19 protein-coding genes are annotated in these 16,387 nt (G+C 37.2%); 15 read left to right on the forward strand and 4 right to left on the reverse strand.

Annotated elements, in window-relative coordinates; translation table 11 throughout:
* The first annotated feature begins 291 nt into the window (after window positions 1-291).
* From RCG21_RS10465 to RCG21_RS10500, 8 genes are all read left to right on the forward strand, one after another.
* Window positions 292-558, forward strand: coding sequence for a phosphocarrier protein HPr (locus tag RCG21_RS10465; RefSeq protein ID WP_026574699.1), 267 nt, complete (start codon window positions 292-294; stop codon window positions 556-558).
* Window positions 558-2,270 (forward strand): phosphoenolpyruvate--protein phosphotransferase, encoded by a 1,713-nt coding sequence (gene ptsP / locus RCG21_RS10470; protein ID WP_133332602.1) that lies wholly within the window; start codon window positions 558-560, stop codon window positions 2,268-2,270. The genes RCG21_RS10465 and ptsP overlap by 1 nt, the downstream gene beginning before the upstream one ends.
* A gap of 164 nt (window positions 2,271-2,434) precedes the next feature.
* Entirely contained in the window at window positions 2,435-2,581 is a 147-nt protein-coding gene (locus RCG21_RS10475; RefSeq protein WP_165976142.1) for a hypothetical protein, read from the forward strand.
* A gap of 210 nt (window positions 2,582-2,791) precedes the next feature.
* On the forward strand, window positions 2,792-3,427 hold the full coding sequence (locus RCG21_RS10480; RefSeq protein WP_133332601.1) for an FMN-dependent NADH-azoreductase: 636 nt from the start codon (window positions 2,792-2,794) through the stop codon (window positions 3,425-3,427).
* A gap of 88 nt (window positions 3,428-3,515) precedes the next feature.
* The gene (locus tag RCG21_RS10485; protein WP_133332600.1) at window positions 3,516-4,301 is read left to right on the forward strand and encodes an SDR family oxidoreductase; all 786 of its coding nucleotides are present in this window, start codon (window positions 3,516-3,518) and stop codon (window positions 4,299-4,301) included.
* An 81-nt stretch (window positions 4,302-4,382) separates the two neighbouring features.
* Window positions 4,383-4,853, forward strand: coding sequence for a hypothetical protein (locus RCG21_RS10490; protein WP_133332599.1), 471 nt, complete (start codon window positions 4,383-4,385; stop codon window positions 4,851-4,853).
* A 162-nt stretch (window positions 4,854-5,015) separates the two neighbouring features.
* Window positions 5,016-5,894, forward strand: a complete 879-nt coding sequence (locus RCG21_RS10495; RefSeq protein WP_308913142.1) for an NAD(P)-dependent oxidoreductase — start codon at window positions 5,016-5,018, stop codon at window positions 5,892-5,894.
* A gap of 68 nt (window positions 5,895-5,962) precedes the next feature.
* Window positions 5,963-6,142 carry a hypothetical protein gene (locus RCG21_RS10500; protein ID WP_308913143.1) on the forward strand — a complete coding sequence of 60 codons (180 nt, stop codon included), beginning with the start codon at window positions 5,963-5,965 and terminating at the stop codon, window positions 6,140-6,142.
* Window positions 6,143-6,181: 39 nt separating this feature from the next.
* Here the strand turns inward: RCG21_RS10500 and RCG21_RS10505 are convergent, their stop codons facing one another.
* Window positions 6,182-7,336 carry an aminotransferase A gene (locus RCG21_RS10505; protein ID WP_133332596.1) on the reverse strand — a complete coding sequence of 385 codons (1,155 nt, stop codon included), beginning with the start codon at window positions 7,334-7,336 and terminating at the stop codon, window positions 6,182-6,184.
* 124 nt (window positions 7,337-7,460) lie between these two features.
* Entirely contained in the window at window positions 7,461-7,940 is a 480-nt protein-coding gene (locus RCG21_RS10510) for a YkyB family protein (RefSeq protein ID WP_133332595.1), read from the reverse strand.
* Window positions 7,941-8,235: 295 nt separating this feature from the next.
* On the opposite strand from RCG21_RS10510, the gene RCG21_RS10515 reads away from it, so the two are divergent.
* Entirely contained in the window at window positions 8,236-8,574 is a 339-nt protein-coding gene (locus RCG21_RS10515) for an EAL domain-containing protein (protein ID WP_308913144.1), read from the forward strand.
* 56 nt (window positions 8,575-8,630) lie between these two features.
* On the opposite strand, the gene RCG21_RS10520 is transcribed toward RCG21_RS10515, so the two are convergent.
* Together RCG21_RS10520 and RCG21_RS10525 are read right to left on the reverse strand one after the other, a co-directional pair.
* Entirely contained in the window at window positions 8,631-9,500 is an 870-nt protein-coding gene (locus tag RCG21_RS10520) for a metallophosphoesterase (RefSeq protein ID WP_133332771.1), read from the reverse strand.
* Between the two features lie 383 nt (window positions 9,501-9,883).
* Window positions 9,884-10,699: a C39 family peptidase gene (locus RCG21_RS10525; RefSeq protein ID WP_308913145.1), complete on the reverse strand. Its 816-nt coding sequence runs from the start codon at window positions 10,697-10,699 to the stop codon at window positions 9,884-9,886.
* Between the two features lie 156 nt (window positions 10,700-10,855).
* On the opposite strand from RCG21_RS10525, the gene RCG21_RS10530 reads away from it, so the two are divergent.
* The 6 genes from RCG21_RS10530 (at window position 10,856) to dapD (ending at window position 16,383) form a co-directional block, all read left to right on the forward strand.
* Window positions 10,856-12,067 carry an EAL domain-containing protein gene (locus RCG21_RS10530; RefSeq protein ID WP_133332591.1) on the forward strand — a complete coding sequence of 404 codons (1,212 nt, stop codon included), beginning with the start codon at window positions 10,856-10,858 and terminating at the stop codon, window positions 12,065-12,067.
* A 205-nt stretch (window positions 12,068-12,272) separates the two neighbouring features.
* The gene (locus tag RCG21_RS10535) at window positions 12,273-12,509 is read left to right on the forward strand and encodes a YkuJ family protein (RefSeq protein WP_026574712.1); all 237 of its coding nucleotides are present in this window, start codon (window positions 12,273-12,275) and stop codon (window positions 12,507-12,509) included.
* A 114-nt stretch (window positions 12,510-12,623) separates the two neighbouring features.
* On the forward strand, window positions 12,624-13,067 hold the full coding sequence (cbpB, locus tag RCG21_RS10540; protein ID WP_026574713.1) for a cyclic-di-AMP-binding protein CbpB: 444 nt from the start codon (window positions 12,624-12,626) through the stop codon (window positions 13,065-13,067).
* Window positions 13,068-13,125: 58 nt separating this feature from the next.
* Window positions 13,126-14,649, forward strand: a complete 1,524-nt coding sequence (locus tag RCG21_RS10545) for an MDR family MFS transporter (protein ID WP_133332770.1) — start codon at window positions 13,126-13,128, stop codon at window positions 14,647-14,649.
* Window positions 14,650-14,708: 59 nt separating this feature from the next.
* Window positions 14,709-15,593, forward strand: a complete 885-nt coding sequence (gene ccpC / locus RCG21_RS10550; RefSeq protein WP_133332589.1) for a transcriptional regulator CcpC — start codon at window positions 14,709-14,711, stop codon at window positions 15,591-15,593.
* 79 nt (window positions 15,594-15,672) lie between these two features.
* Complete coding sequence (gene dapD / locus RCG21_RS10555; RefSeq protein WP_133332588.1) at window positions 15,673-16,383, forward strand: 2,3,4,5-tetrahydropyridine-2,6-dicarboxylate N-acetyltransferase; 711 nt, start codon at window positions 15,673-15,675, stop codon at window positions 16,381-16,383.
* The last annotated feature ends 4 nt before the right edge of the window (window positions 16,384-16,387 follow it).

Here is a 16,387-nt window from a genome sequence, read left to right on the forward strand (position 1 = left end):
GATGATAGGCCGTAAATTTTTTGCGGCCTTTCTTTATTTTTGTGAGCTTTACTACTGTTCAAGTGAGTAAGAAAATGATATTCTATCCTTTGTATTATTTTTCACAATCTATGCCTTTTATTTAAAACATAATTGTGTCATTTTAGGGAAAAAATAATATTGATTGTATTGCTTTATTTATTAATCAATTAACGGTTTAGTTGACTAAAATGAACAAATTGTTTAGATTTATTAGGCAGGTAATAAATTTAAATTTATTATATTAATTGACATTAAAGGAGTTTGATTTACATGGCAGAAAAACAATTTAAAGTAACAGCTGAAACAGGTATTCACGCAAGACCGGCAACCTTGTTAGTACAAGCAGCTAGTAAATTCAATTCTGAAATCAATTTAGAATATAAAGGGAAAAAGGTTAATTTAAAATCGATTATGGGTGTAATGTCTTTAGGAATTGGTCAAGGAGCAGACATCGTGATTTCTGCTGAAGGAAACGATTCTGAAGAAGCTTTATCAAGCATTGAAGAAACACTGAAAAAAGAAGGTTTGGCTGAATAATGAGTTTTTTACATGGTATTGCTGCATCAAACGGTATCGCAATTGCAAAAGCTTACCGTCTTGTAGAACCTGATTTATCCTTTGAAAAGAAAACCATTGATGACACGAATTCAGAGGTAAAAAGATTTCGAATGGCAATGGAAAAATCTACGTCTGAGCTTGAAGTCATTCGCGACCGGGCAAAGGTAGAACTTGGGGAAGATAAGGCAGCCATTTTTGAAGCACATCTTCTTGTTCTAAGTGACCCTGAATTGACAGGACCGATTGAAGATAAAATTCAATCTGAAAAAATCAATGCTGAGTTTGCCTTAAAAGAAACGGCAGATATGTTTATAACAATGTTCGAACAAATGGATAACGAGTATATGAAGGAGCGGGCTGCAGATATTCGTGATGTGACGAAACGTGTTCTTTGCCATTTACTTGGTGTTCAATTGGTAAACCCAAGCATGATTGCCGAAGAAGTTATTATCGTGGCCGAGGATTTAACTCCCTCCGATACCGCTCAATTAAATCGTAAATTTGTAAAGGGCTTTACCACAAATATTGGCGGCCGTACCTCCCACTCAGCGATTATGGCAAGATCATTGGAAATTCCTGCAGTAGTTGGAACCAAAGCAGCTACAGTTGAAATTAATAATGGTGATATGGTCATTGTGGATGGACTTAAAGGTGAAGTACATATTAATCCGACACCTGAGCTAGTGGAACAATACCGTAAAATCCATAACGAATTTGAGGCACAAAAAGCTGAATGGGCAAAATTAGTTAATGAAAAAACTGTTTCTGCAGATGGTCACCATGTTGAATTAGCCGCCAATATCGGAACTCCGAATGATTTAAAAGGAGTTATGGATAATGGTGGTGAAGGAATTGGTCTATATCGAACCGAATTCCTTTACATGGGCAGAGATCAGCTTCCCACCGAGGAAGAACAGTTCGAATCCTATAAAGCCGTCTTAGAAGGAATGAATGGCAAGCCAGTGGTCGTTAGGACTTTAGACATTGGTGGCGATAAAGAATTACCATATTTGGAATTACCAAAAGAATTGAACCCATTCTTAGGTTTCCGTGCGATTCGTTTATGCCTGGAAGAGCAGGAAATTTTCCGAACCCAATTGCGTGCACTGCTGCGGGCAAGCAGTTATGGTAATTTAAAAATTATGTTCCCAATGATTGCAACCCTTGATGAGTTTCGCCAAGCAAAGGCAATCCTGGAAGAAGAAAAAGCGAAGCTTCAAAGCGAAGGGCAAACCGTTAGTGAAAAGATTGAGCTTGGAATCATGGTTGAAATTCCTTCAACTGCGGTTTTAGCTGACCAATTTGCCAAAGAAGTTGATTTCTTCAGTATTGGGACAAATGACCTCATTCAATATACAATGGCAGCTGACCGTATGAATCAGCGTGTATCCTATCTTTATCAGCCATATAGCCCATCTATTTTAAGATTGGTCAAAATGGTTATTGATGCTTCACATGCAGAAGGAAAATGGACAGGCATGTGTGGTGAAATGGCAGGAGATGAAACAGCAATTCCAGTTCTTCTAGGACTTGGTCTTGATGAATTTTCAATGAGTGCAACATCCATTTTAAAAGCCCGTTCATTAATTCGGAACCTCAAAAAATCCGATATGGAAAGTCTTGCGCAAAAGGTATTAAATATGCAAACAACTGACCAAGTAATCGAGGCTGTAACAGCAGCAACAAAATAATATACCTTAAAACCGGCTGAGAAATCAGTCGGTTTTTTTTGTGAAAAAAGAAGGGATTTTTAGACTAGTATGGAATTATAATATAGTAAGAAAGACTTATTAATCCTAAAAGTTGATAGGTCAATCGTACAATGTGCAGGAGCATGCAGGGGGTGAAAGGAATTATGGAACAGAAACCGTTACATTATGATGGTAGTTTACAACTAGACTCTTCACTAACTGAGTCAGTGGTTAATGAACCATTCCAAATGACCGATGAAATGAGAGTAAGTATTGGTCGTAACCCATACTCAGTTGATACAAATGAATAAGAGGCTGTTTTTGAGGATTTGTCTAAATGACAAATCCTTTTTATATGGGTTACTTTAAAGCAGAAATGTTGACCGAACCATTTTTTTTATTTAAAATTACCTCGAATTGAAAATATATTAATTAAAAGTTTGTGAAAAAGTTTGGTTAATTTCTATATTTTTGATTTAAACTAAAATGTCAACATACACGAACAGAAAGGTGATGGAAGAATGGCAAAAGTATTATATATAACTGCACACCCACATAATGAAACACAATCCTACAGTATGGCCGTAGGGAAAGCGTTTATCGATACGTATAAAGAAGTAAATCCGGGAGATGAAGTGGTTCATTTAGATTTATATAAAGAGAATATCCCCCATATAGATGCAGACGTTTTTAGCGGATGGGGAAAGCTTCGCTCTGGACAAGAGTTTGATCAGCTATCTGCAGAAGAAAAGGCCAAGGTTAGCCGGCTGAATGAATTAAACGAACAATTTATTGCGGCAGATAAATATGTTTTCGTTACACCGTTATGGAACTTTTCATTTCCTCCAGTAATGAAGGCATACCTTGATTCTGTCGCAGTTGCAGGAAAAACATTTAAATACACGGAAAAAGGTCCGATTGGACTTTTGACTGATAAAAAAGCACTGCATATCCAAGCACGCGGTGGGTTCTATTCAGAAGGACCTGCAGCCCAAATGGAAATGGGCCACCGGTATATTAGTATTATGATGAGTTTCTTCGGTGTTCCAGCCTTAGAAGGACTCTTCGTTGAGGGGCATAATGCAATGCCTGATAAAGCACAGGAAATCAAAGAAAATGCCATTGCTCGTGCGAAGGATCTTGCGCATACGTTTTAAAGCAGTAATAAATTTTGGGAGACAGATTAACTCTGTTTCCTTTTTTTCTTGTAAGATTAAAGAAGAAAAACAAAGGGAGGAAATAAGGATGGAATTAAATCTAAAGGGTAAAACAGCGATTATCGCTGCCTCCAGCCAGGGGCTCGGTTTTGCGATTGCGGAAAGACTCGTAAGGGAAGGCGCAAATGTCATGATTTCAGGCCGGGATGAGGAGAAACTGAAACAAAAAGCAGCTTTGCTTGAAGCAATTGATCTTGGAAAAGTCAGCTACCATAGAACCGATGTAACAAATCCTCAGGAAATTAAGCAGCTTGTTCAAGTGACAATTGAAATCTTTGGTGAAATCCATCTGCTTGTAAATAATGCCGGCGGTCCGCCTGCAGCTGCTTTTGAAGATCTATCCGATAATGAATGGCAGAATGCATTTGAATTAAATCTATTATCCTATGTAAGGCTAATCCGCGAAAGCTTGCCTTACATAAAAAAACAAGGAGGAAAAATCCTTAATATCGCTTCTTCTTCTATAAAAGAACCGATTCCTGGATTAATTTTATCAAACACATTTCGAACTGGAATTGTCGGGCTTTCAAAAACACTCGCTTCTGAATTAGCACCATACAATATTTTAATTAATACAATTGCCCCTGGAAGGATTGCAACAGATCGAGTAAAACATTTAGACCAAGTCAATGCAGATAAGCAAGGTGTTGACCGAGAAGTTATTGAAGAGAAATCAAAAGCGGCAATTCCTCTAAAAAGATATGGGAAACCTGAAGAATTTGCCAATGTCGCTGCGTTCCTTTTATCGGATGCAAATACCTATATGACAGGAAGTTCGTTCCTTGTTGATGGGGGCATGATTAAAGCGATTTAACTTCCCGCTCCTTTTATTAGCCATTTCTAACGTTTACTTCCAATAATTGATGGTTATGGTAGTAATAAAGGGAGTGTTAGGATGCTGAAAAAATTGCGGATGCTGTTATTATTATCAATTGGAATCCTCAGTACATCTTTTTTAACTGGATGCGGGCTGCAATTTTCTGATGAACTAATTGTCAACCGATTTGCGGATGCCTTATTAACAAAAAATAATGAGCTTCAGTTTCGTTTTCGCATAAATGACCAAATATTAAATGACCGCCAATTATATAAGGTTAAAGTGGCCATCCATGATGATAAACTAGCAGCAGCTATTGGTCAAAGAGAAATTGTATATGGTGAAGAACAGGTCATTAATGGAGAATTTTTAGATGTGGGGCGAAGTGAAAAATATATTTTTATGGACCCTATTCCCTTAAAAAAAGACTTACATATCCATGAATTAGAAAATATGATTGAAAATAAGAATGCTGTATCAATAGAAGTATTCAACAATCAAGAGGTTTTTGGGCGTGCTTACCTAACTAATTTTTCTTCGGAGCTCTAAAGTGAAGATTAACTTTTCGTCAGGGTGGATACAATAAATATGTGCATAAATTTGGAGATTTTAGCGCGGGGACCGGGTCAAGAAAAATGACCTGGTCTTTTTCAATACTTTCAAAGAAATTTAGTGCTAAAATAGAGGTAAAATGAGGAGAGGAAGATAAATTTGTTAACTCCAGAAAATACGGTAATCGGATTTATTGGAATAGGCGTGATGGGAAAAAGTATGGCAAGCCATTTATTAAATGCGGGATTCCCTGTAGTTGTTTATTCGAGAACAAAGGAAAAAGCTACAGACCTTTTGGAAAAAGGTGCGACATGGGCTGGAAATCCCCAAGATGCGGCTGAGAAAGCCCAAGTTATTTTTACGATTGTCGGTTATCCGAAGGACGTGGAGGAAGTTTATTTTGGTGAGGATGGACTAATTGCCCACGCTAAAGCAGGAAGTTATCTAATCGATATGACGACTTCTGCTCCTTCGCTTGCCAAAGAAATATATGAGGCTGCTAAGAAGAAGGGAATCCAGGCCATTGATGCTCCTGTTTCAGGCGGGGATGTCGGAGCGAAAGAAGCAAAGCTATCGATTATGGCTGGCGGTGAGCGGGAAGCTTTTGATGCGGTTCGTCCTATACTCGAACACCTTGGAACGAACATTGTATACCAAGGAGAGGCAGGGGCAGGGCAGCATACAAAAGCATGTAATCAAATTGCGATTGCTTCCAATATGATTGGGGTATGTGAAGCGATCATCTATGCAGAAAAAGCAGGATTGAACCCTGACACTGTACTAAAAAGCATTTCAACTGGGGCTGCTGGGAGTTGGTCTCTAAGTAATCTTGCCCCAAGAATGCTGAATGGAAATTTTGAGCCAGGTTTTTACATAAAGCATTTCATTAAGGATATGAAAATTGCCCTTGATGAAGCAGAACAAATGGGAATGGACGCCCCGGGTCTGTCATTGGCTAAATCCCTTTATGAAAAATTAGCTGCAAAAGGTGAAGAAAACAGCGGAACTCAAGCATTGTATAAATACTGGAAGAACTAAAGGTATCGAATAAATTCCTTCTCTAAATAGAAACTAAAAGAGAATTATTTATAGGAGGAATTGCAAAAATGGCTAAACGGACAAAAAAAAATGATCCCCAGCAAAAAAATAAAAAAGGATTTGATTCATCACAGCTGAATGAAGAATTTGCTCATGAAATGGGTTCAGCTGCAACAAATAAAATCCATAAAGATAAAGCAAAGAAAGAAAAAGCACCAAAGAATAACGGGAAATATAAAGGCCAATAAAAGGAACACCCTCACTCTATTGCAGTGAGGGTGTCCTTTTTAATTCAGCTTTTTTAAATAGTTTTCTACCCCATTTAAACCTTTTTCTAATGTTTCCATTGAACAGGCGAAAGACAAACGGAAATAGCCTTCTCCATATTCTGAAAAAGCACTCCCCGGTACGACAGCTACTTTTTCTTCCTTCACAAGATTAAGGGCAAAATCAAAACTGTTTAACCCTACGGTCTTCGGTATTCGTACGAAAAAATAAAAGGCTCCATCCGGTTTCACAACGCTAAGTCCCATAGCATTTAACCGATCAAATACATACTCTCTTCTTTTCTCATATTCCATTTTCATAGGAAGGGCATCATTCATACCCGCTGTAAGGGCCTCAATCGCTGCTTTTTGGGCAATAGAATTCGCACAGGACACATTATATTGATGAACCTTTAGAATATGTTTGGTCAGTGTCTCTGGTGCAAATAAGAGGCCAATTCTCCAACCTGTCATCGAATGTGATTTGGATAAACCATTTATCACAATTGTTTTTTCTTTTAGGTATGAGGCAATGGACCTATGGGGCTGTTCATAGGTTAGTTCGCTGTATATCTCATCTGCAAGGATAAAGAAATCCTGATTCTTACAGAAGTCAGCAATTTCCCGTAATTCGTCTTCAGAGAGGCTCACCCCTGTAGGGTTGGATGGATAAGGCAAAACAATGCATCGTGTTTTTTCAGTAATGTGAGGTTTAATCATCTCTAACGTAAAGCGGAAATTATTTTCTGTCACATCCACATGTATAGGTGTTGCCCCCATCATTCGAATAATCGGTTCATATCCAGGATAAATGGGACCTGGCAAAATTACCTCCGTTCCTTCTGTTAATATCGTTCGGAACGCTATGTCAATTGCTTCACTGGCCCCCATTGTGACAATTACTTCCGTATCTGGCTGATAATGAAGGCCATATTTCTTTTCCATAAAGGTGCAGGCTGCTTTTCTTAATTCAAGCATACCCGCGTTATGGGTGTAAGATGTATAGTTTTCTTCAATGGCCTGTATTCCAGCTTGTTTTACATGTTCCGGGGTAGGGAAATCTGGTTGTCCAATCGTAAGGGAAATTAAATCTTCAATATGAGAAACCATATTAAAAAATTTTCTAATTCCGGAAATTTCAATATCTTTAACTCTTTGATTGATTAAATGCTCCATAGCTCGTTCATCCTTCCCATTTGTACCTATATGTCTTTAGTCCAGTTTGAATATAGATGGATATGTATCAATATTCTACCATCTAGGGGTGCTTAAGCATATGAAAAGCCGGACTTCTCCGGCCTTAATTCGTATATCTTTCTCCCAGTTTCTTAAAGACAGGTTTTTGATAGGAGCGGCGGTTACCCGGATTGGAGGGAGAATGCTGGATTTCCTTTATTCCTGTATAGGATTGTAATAATGCTTTTGCAATATTAAGTGAAAGATTTGCTTTTGGATTTCTTACTCTTTCATCTAGCTTCCCTAAATGGGGGAGCTCGGCAAAATCTGATTTTGTCGGAGGAATATGGAATGTGTACCTTCCGCACTCAACTAAAACATCAGATTGCTGCTGGCTGTTTTTTGGATGTTCTGAAAAATGAAGTCCTACTTTTTTAGCTTTACCTTCAACAATTAATTTTTTTAATGCTTCATGTTTTAATTTGTATAAAAATTTGGGATTAATAGCTGTTTTTGCATGGCGATTTACAATAAATACAGCCTGAGAGAGGTTTTCGATGGTAAAATTAAGTTTGGTAAGAGGGCGTTTCTGGTCCGGGTTCAAAATAAGTACTCCTTTCTGTAGTTCAAAAGCATCTTTATTATACACATTTTTTAATTGAAAAATAAGGGGTAGGACAATTGATATCAATAAAAAAGAAATAATCCCAGCCAAAATTTCCAATAATATTTAATATAGGTTTAACTTTCACAGCATAAAGCTAAAATAATAGAAAATTTTACCGGAATAATGAATAAATTCGATATTTTCACTTATTTAGATTGTAAAATAGAAATACACAAATGTAAAAACATTATTGTAAAAATATGCGAACTTTTTATGTCTAAAGGATGATAAAATGGAGCAGTCAATCAACCTACTATCTTCAAAATTTAGTGCGGACAAAGTAAGTGAATCATCATTAAACTATTTAAAACAATTCCCAATCGATGTTTTAAAAATTGACCAATCCTTCATTAAGGAAATCCCTAAAAACGAAAAGGATATGGCTATTACAACCACGGTTATTCACCTTGGAAAAAGTTTAGGATTAGAGGTCATAGCTGAAGGTGTAGAGAATCAAAATCAGGTAGAATTTTTAGCAGAAGCGAAATGTCATAAAATACAAGGGTATTATTATTCAAAACCACTGCCCGCATTAGAAATTGAGGAAAGATATCTAGTTAAGAAAAAATAAAAAAGTTTTCAATAAATAAAAATCCTTATCTCCATTAAAAATAGATAAGGACTTTTTTATATAGCTTTTTCATATCTTAGTGTGAAAATGGTTAGTTCTGGCTTGGCCATAAAACGAAAAGGGAGACGTGTTGTTCCAATTCCTCTATTAACATATAAAGTAAGATTCCCAATTGAATACAGTCCCTCAGTGTAAATTTGGGCAAAAGGCGGGGTAACAAGTGCCCCTAAAAACGGAATTTTCACTTGACCTCCATGACTATGTCCGCTGATCTGCCATTGTATTGGGTACTGTGATGCGGTATCCGCAAGGTCGGGAGCATGTGATAATAAAATTTTAAACCTATTGTTGGGTATATGACTTGAAGCTAAGGCGATATTGGGTTTTCCTAACATCGCATCATCTACTCCAATTAAATAGATGCTCGTACCATCTTCTAGTTTAATGGATTTAGATTCATTTAATAAGACTGTAAAATTTCCTGCCTCCATAATATTCCGATAAATGTCAGTGCCATAACCCCCATGATCATGGTTGCCAAAAATACAGAACTTTCCAAGTGGAGCATTTAACTGCTTCAAGAGTGGAATAATTTGATTCATCTTATTATATCGATTCGGTTCATCCATTAAATCTCCTGTAAAAAGAATGAGATCAGGATTGAGGTTATTAATTTTTGTCATTAGTTTTTTTAGCTGATGGAGATTATATTGAAAGCCCAAGTGGGTGTCACTAAATTGAATAATCCTTTTTCCGTCAAAGCTTTTTGGGATTAAGGGATGTTTGATTTCCAGGTTATTAGCGTCTAGCAGGGAAGGTTCAATCCGGTTGGCATAAAAATATCCTCCTGAACTAAGGCCGAAGATTGTGAGGAATGCACCGAATGAACGCTTTAAAAGGAATCTTCTTGTCATTTTTGTTTGCATCTTTTCTTCCATTCCACCTCACTTTTTATTTTTTTAAAATGGCTGTGTTAAACTAGTCAGTTGATTTCCGCTCCAGGCACAAGCGGTTCGCGGGCGGTCCGGGGAGCCTCCTCGCCGTTTATGCTCCTGCGCGGTCTCTCCCCGGCCCGTACTCCCACAGGGTCTTCGTGTCTTCCGCTCCAATCAACATGGTTAAAACATTGTACTTTAACACAGCCTTAAAAATAAACGTCATTTCGTATTTTCTTTAAAATTGGCAAAGAAAGCAAGTGTTTTTAACAAAAAGATCTTTTACGGCTGCTTAATACGTTAATATTCAAAACTTGGACAATTATTCATAAAAAAGAGATACCAAAAATTTGGCATCTCACAATTCATTGCATTTATTTATAACTAACTGCCCGGCAATTCAATGCTTTCCAGGAGGAAATAAATCGATCTTTACCAACTCTTACTTGTTTTCTACCTGATAATGGGTCATTTAAATAGACGAAATTCCTATCGTATCCAACGAGTACCACCGCATGGAGGTCTAAAGGCGTTTTAATGTATTGTTGCCCATGATACCATGACTCCCAGCGGTCTGGAAGCCTATAATCTCCAGTTGTCCAAACAACGACAGGATATCCATCTGAAACATGCTGTAATACCCGTTCAAAAGTCTGATTTGTTAAATTAATTGCCCGACCGGGTAGCTTTTGATTAATTAATTGAACCATTGGACGATCAAAAACTGCATAGCCCGGGGTCTTTCCTGTCATATCACCAACAAATCCTTCTGCGGGATTTCCCCACCTCCGAATATCACCATTCGTTTTTACGAGCGGGTCGGAATCCTTTTTAATCAGGCGGTAGAGCTCCATTTTATCCGTTTTGACACCTGCATATTGGAGAACCATTGTAAGGCTGGTGACTTCACATCCATACCTTAATTCAGGGTTTTGCCTAATTAGAGGTACATTAAGCAGTTGTGAAGCTTTTTTAGGGTTTACATTTGCAGGCTTCGATTGTTTTGCTTGTATTGGTATCATTTCATTTAATACGCCGGTTGAGTTAATATTTTGCATTTTTACCTGATTGTTTCTTTCAATAACAGCGGCTGGGGCCGTTTTTTTTGTTCTATTTGAAAGGGTATCATCATCTAAATTACTGCATCCAAGCAATGGAAGAATGGTGGCCAAAGCAAAAAGCTTCTTCAATACTTCTCCCCCTTTAAATGGACTTGAATTTAGGGTGTGATTGTATCTCTTCTTATATGATGGTATCCTGTTGGAAACGAACGTGAGAAGGCTTTTCTGCGTATTGTATATATTGGTATGGTATAATGAGAAAAATCTTTTTTGGAGGGCAAGTAAATGGATGCATTGGATATCCTAGCGGATCTTGAAAATGTCATTCCTTTTTTTCAACCAATTTTTAGTGCGGAAGAACATAGTGTGGTCGCATATGAAGTATTGGGAAGATATAAGTCAGAAGGGAACATCATTAGCTTAGGACCCTTTTTTCAGGATGATCAGATTCCGGATGAATATAAATTTGAAGTAGACCAAATTGTGGTAAGTAAGGCATTAGAAAAAGCACTTAATTTGGATGATCATGTCAAGATTTTTTTAAATCGAAATGCTGATTTATTAATGTATGGACATGGCGAACCATTTTTACAAGAGCTTTTAGAATTTGAAAAAAGAGGAATTCGATTGAGCAGAATTGTTCTTGAAATATCGGAACAAAATTATACAGGGGATTTCGATCAATTAGATCACTTACTGCAATACTATCGTACGTATGGGATCCAAATTGCGATTGCCAGGATTGATAGTGCAAAAAATTATTTTCAGCGAATTGGAGAAATAGAACCTGATATTTTGAAGGTCAATCTAGAAGCTTTAAAATCAACGTCAACTGGAACGAATTTTAATGACGTATTATTTACTCTGTCATTATTGGCCCGGAAAATCGGGGCAACATTATTGTTTGAAAATATTGAAATGAGTTATCAGCTCCAATTTGCCTGGAAAAATGGGGGAAGATACTATCAAGGATATTATCTCCATCCGCCAGAGGCAGAATTTATTCAAGGGGATATGTTAAAAGAACGACTAAAAGAGAAATTCCACGACTTTATTTCATATGAAAAAAGAAAATTAGAAGCGGTATATACGACCGCCGAGTTTTTTCAAATTAAAGTTCAGGAAATTGTTATAAAAAACAGGAAGACAAGTTATGAGGATTTATTTCAAGCTTTGATAAAAGAATTGGATCAAATCGCCTTCAGAATGTATGTATGTGATGAAGATGGCTTTCAAAAATCGGTTAATATCTTTAAAGAAAAAAATGACTGGATAACTCAAGCACAGTATCTTAATAAAAACTGGAGCTGGCGTCCTTATTTTTTAGAAAATATTATCAAAATGCGTAATGAGCGAAAAGGAATCTTGTCAGATTTATACAGTGATATTGAAACAGGTGAAACGATTCGAACTTTTTCTTTTCCCATGAATGGCGAAGAATATTTGTTTATCGACATATCTTATCAATATTTATTTGAGCATGAGCAGCTTTTATAATGTGACTTAATGCACCCTTTAATAAAAAAATTTTTCCTTTCCTCCAATTTTGCTTGGACAAATGCCGTTCCTTATTTTATTCTTTTAATATTGGCATATAAAAACTTGGTAGTTAAAATTAAACCATAATCCGTTTGGATAGAAACATGTCAAAAGAGAAACATAAATGTAGGAAGTTTGTTTGTGTTTGAAAGGAGATAGGCAAATGTCACAGCTTCAAGGTATATTAACTCGATTAAAAAACCTTCAGGAACAATCGGGGGGTGGAGAACCTGCACAACGTTATTTCGAGGTAAATGGCGAGCGCAAGTGTCAGGTAACGTTTCATCCTAAGACAGAAACATTTGAATTAGAAGTATACAATGAGAAGGAAAAACCAAAACGGTATCAATTTGATAATATTGATATGATTACAATTGAAATTTTTGATTTGATTCAATAAGGGACCTTCGGGTTCCTTTCTTTTTCGGTTTTGAACATGTAAAAACCGTACAGTATCAAAGGAACTATGGTAAAATAAAGAGGAATCAAACAAAAAATTTGAGGGGTTCGGCTCATGATAAGTCTTCACAGTGGGGAATTTTTAGAATTAAGTATAAAAGATTTTATGATCCCTTCCGAGCGGGTCGCACATGTTCAGATTGGGAACAATCTTGAGCATGCTTTATTAGTTTTAACCAAAAGTGGATATACTGCTATTCCTGTTTTAGACCCACATTATAAGCTCCACGGGTTAATTAGTACGCCGATTATCATGGATTCCATTTTAGGATTGGAACGGATTGAATTTGAAAAGTTGGAGAATAAACGGGTAGAAGAGGTCATGAAATCGGATATTTCACGGGTAAAGATTTCCGAATCGATTATAAAATGCCTTGAGCTGCTCGTAAATCAACCTTTCCTTTGTGTTGAATCTGAGGATGGTTTTTTTGAAGGAATTTTGCCAAGAAGTACAGTATTAAATCAATTAAACAATTTAGTTAAAAAATTTATTAAATAATTGATCAGAGCTCCCTTGATAGGGAGCTATATTATTGAGTTTAAAAAGAGGTGTTATAATGGGGGATACCGCAGCAGAAAAGAGTATTGGAGGATCTCAAAAAAAGCGAACCAAAAAGCACCTGGTTTTAGCTGCTGTTATGCTCGCTATGTTTATGGGGGCAATTGAAGCAACTATTGTTTCAACAGCGATGCCTGCCATTGTTGCTGATTTAGGTGGCTTCCAATTATACAGTTGGGTGTTTTCAGCGTATTTGTTAATGAATTCTGTAACGGTTCTCATTTATGGAAAGTTATCAGATTTATTTGGACGAAAACCCATCATGTTTTTTGGTGTTATCATTTTTTTAATAGGATCGACACTTTGCGGTTTTGCCTCATCAATGAAAATGCTGATTATTTTTCGCCTCATACAAGGGTTTGGAGCTGGCGCTGTTATGCCGATTGCCACAACCATTGTAGGGGATATTTATACGGCTGAAGAGCGGGCAAAAATCCAAGGCTATCTTTCAAGCGTTTGGGGGATTTCTGCCATTACAGGGCCGGCTGTTGGCGGTCTGCTTGTTCAATATGTCAGCTGGCATTATGTTTTTTGGATCAATATCCCATTAGGAATTCTTTCTCTTGCTGGATTATGGCTGTTTTTACATGAAAATGTGGAAAAGAAAAAACACGAAATTGACTATCTCGGAGCTATTCTACTAACGGTTGCCATTTCTTCGCTTATGTTAGTTCTAGTTGAAGGGGGCAGTCATTGGGCCTGGAACTCTTGGCAGGCTTTATCGCTTTTTACATTGTGCGGGCTTACATTGGCAGCGTTTGTTTTTCAGGAGGGAAGGGCAAAAGAGCCTGTCATGCCATTTAATATTTGGAAAGAACGGTCCATTTTTATTGCAAATATTACCTCGTTGACAACTGGAATAATGTTAATCGGGATTTCAAGCTTTTTACCTACATTTGTTCAGGGGGTAATGGAACAAACAGCCATTATTGCAGGATTTACCTTGACGACAATGTCAATTGGCTGGCCAATTGCATCCACAATGTCTGGAAAAATGCTAATTTCTCTAGGGTATCGAACCACCTCGATTATTGGTGGAGTAGCATTAGTGCTTGGCAGTATCTTTTTTGTCACAATGTCCACTTCTGTCGGTCCTATCTGGGCCGCTGCAGGCTCATTTATTGTAGGAATTGGAATGGGGTTAACTTCGACTGCCTTCATCGTTTCTATTCAAAGTACTGTCGAATGGCAGCAGCGCGGGATCGCAACAGCAGCTAATATGTTTATGAGAAATTTGGGGAACACGATAGGGGCTGCTTTATTAGGCGGAATTCTTAATAATCGGTTAAGCAGTTATTTAAATGAAAATGCTGCAGAAGCCGGGAAGAAACTAACTATTAATTCGGCTAATATTCTTTTAAATGCAAAAGAGCGTGCACAGTTAACTGAAACGGTAAGAGAAGTGCTTCAAAATGGTTTAACTCTATCCCTGCATACTGTCTACTATGTAGTTCTAATTTTTGCGCTAATAAGTTTGATTTTGGTTTTCTTTATTCCGAAAAAAGGGAATAGCTCTGTTTAAAAACAGAGCTTTTTTCCATTAAAAGGTTTTTTGAAAAAAAGTATAAGGTGGTTTAAACGTTGTCTTCACTGTCTGAATTTCAATTATTATCTGTTTTGGCTCAAGAAATGAATATGCGTAAGGCTTCTGAGCGCCTGTTTGTCTCCCAGCCGGCATTATCACAGCGCCTGCAAACCATCGAAAAAGATTGGGAGACGAAATTGTTTATTCGTTCTCAAAAAGGACTGGCGCTGACCCCATCAGGGGAGCAAGTTATCCAATTTGTAAATGAGGTCTTGAAAAAGGAAGAAAAGGTAAGGGAGTCGATTCATTCACTCCAGGGCGGTGTGTCCGGAACATTAAAAATAGCAGTTGCTTCAATAGTTGGGCAAAATTGGCTTCCTCAAGTATTAAAGCAATATATTGATACCTATCCCCAGGCAAAAATTTCGCTTGTAACTGGCTGGAGCAGTGAAATTTTAAAATGCTTGCATGATGACCAGGTTCATATCGGGATTATTCGCGGAACTCCTGATTGGAAAGGGGCTAAGATCCACCTCTTTAGTGATCCGCTATATCTAGTAGACAGAGTTATTACAAAGCCAGAGCAGGTTTTGGACACTGATCGTCCGTTTATTCAATTTAAAAGTGACTCTAACTATTATCAAGAAATTCAAGATTGGTGGATGAGAAATTTTAAGACCTCACCAAAAAGGACCATTGTTGTCGATCAAATTGAGACCTGTAAACAAATGACGTTTAATGGAATCGGCTACTCCATCCTGCCGTCGATTACCTTAAAAAGCGCAGAAAAAAATATATTTAAAATCCCGCTTCTCAATGAAAATCAGCTGCCGCTTAAAAGGGATACATGGCTTTTAGGTTATGAATCAGCTTTTCAATTGAAACAGGTAAATGCGTTTGTTGAATTAATCAAAGAATATATTTCTGAAAAAAAACAATAATCCCATTTTTTTTATTGTTTTCATCGCTTTCGTTTGTTAAAGTAATTTTTAGTACAAGCCATAGGGAGGAGAATAAATTATGAAAAAGATGGATGCACATGAAATTATTTCGTTTATCCAAAATAGTAAAAAATCTACACCTGTAAAGGTTTATTTAAAGGGTGACCTTGATGGAATTGATTTTGGAAGCAATTCAAAGGTATTTGTGAATGGAAATACAGGGGTTGTTTTTGGTGATTGGGCAGATGTTAATGCTGCATTAGAAGCCAATCAAGCAAAGGTTGAAGATTATGTAATTGAGAATGACCGCCGTAATTCAGCATTGCCATTACTTGATATGAAAAATGTAAATGCCCGAATTGAACCAGGTGTCACGATTCGCGATCAGGTTGAAATTGGTGATAATGCGGTTATTATGATGGGGGCTGTCATTAACATTGGTGCAGTTATTGGTGAAAATACAATGATTGACATGAATGTAGTAATGGGCGGCAGAGCAACGGTTGGGAAAAGATGTCATATTGGTGCCGGTGCTGTTTTAGCAGGAGTAATCGAACCACCATCTGCAAAACCTGTTGTGATCGAAGACGATGTTGTAATTGGAGCAAATGCAGTTGTACTCGAAGGTGTAACAGTTGGAAAAGGGTCCGTTGTTGCAGCAGGTGCAGTTGTAACGGATGATGTTCCACCAAATACAGTTGTTGCTGGAATTCCTGCAAAAAAAATAAAAGATATTGATGAAAAGACTAAATCGAAGACAGAAATAATGGATGCGCTTCGTCAATTATAATCAA

The sequence above is a fragment of the Bacillus salipaludis genome (assembly GCF_030938565.1).
Lineage (GTDB): Bacteria > Bacillota > Bacilli > Bacillales > Cytobacillaceae > Neobacillus > Neobacillus salipaludis_A.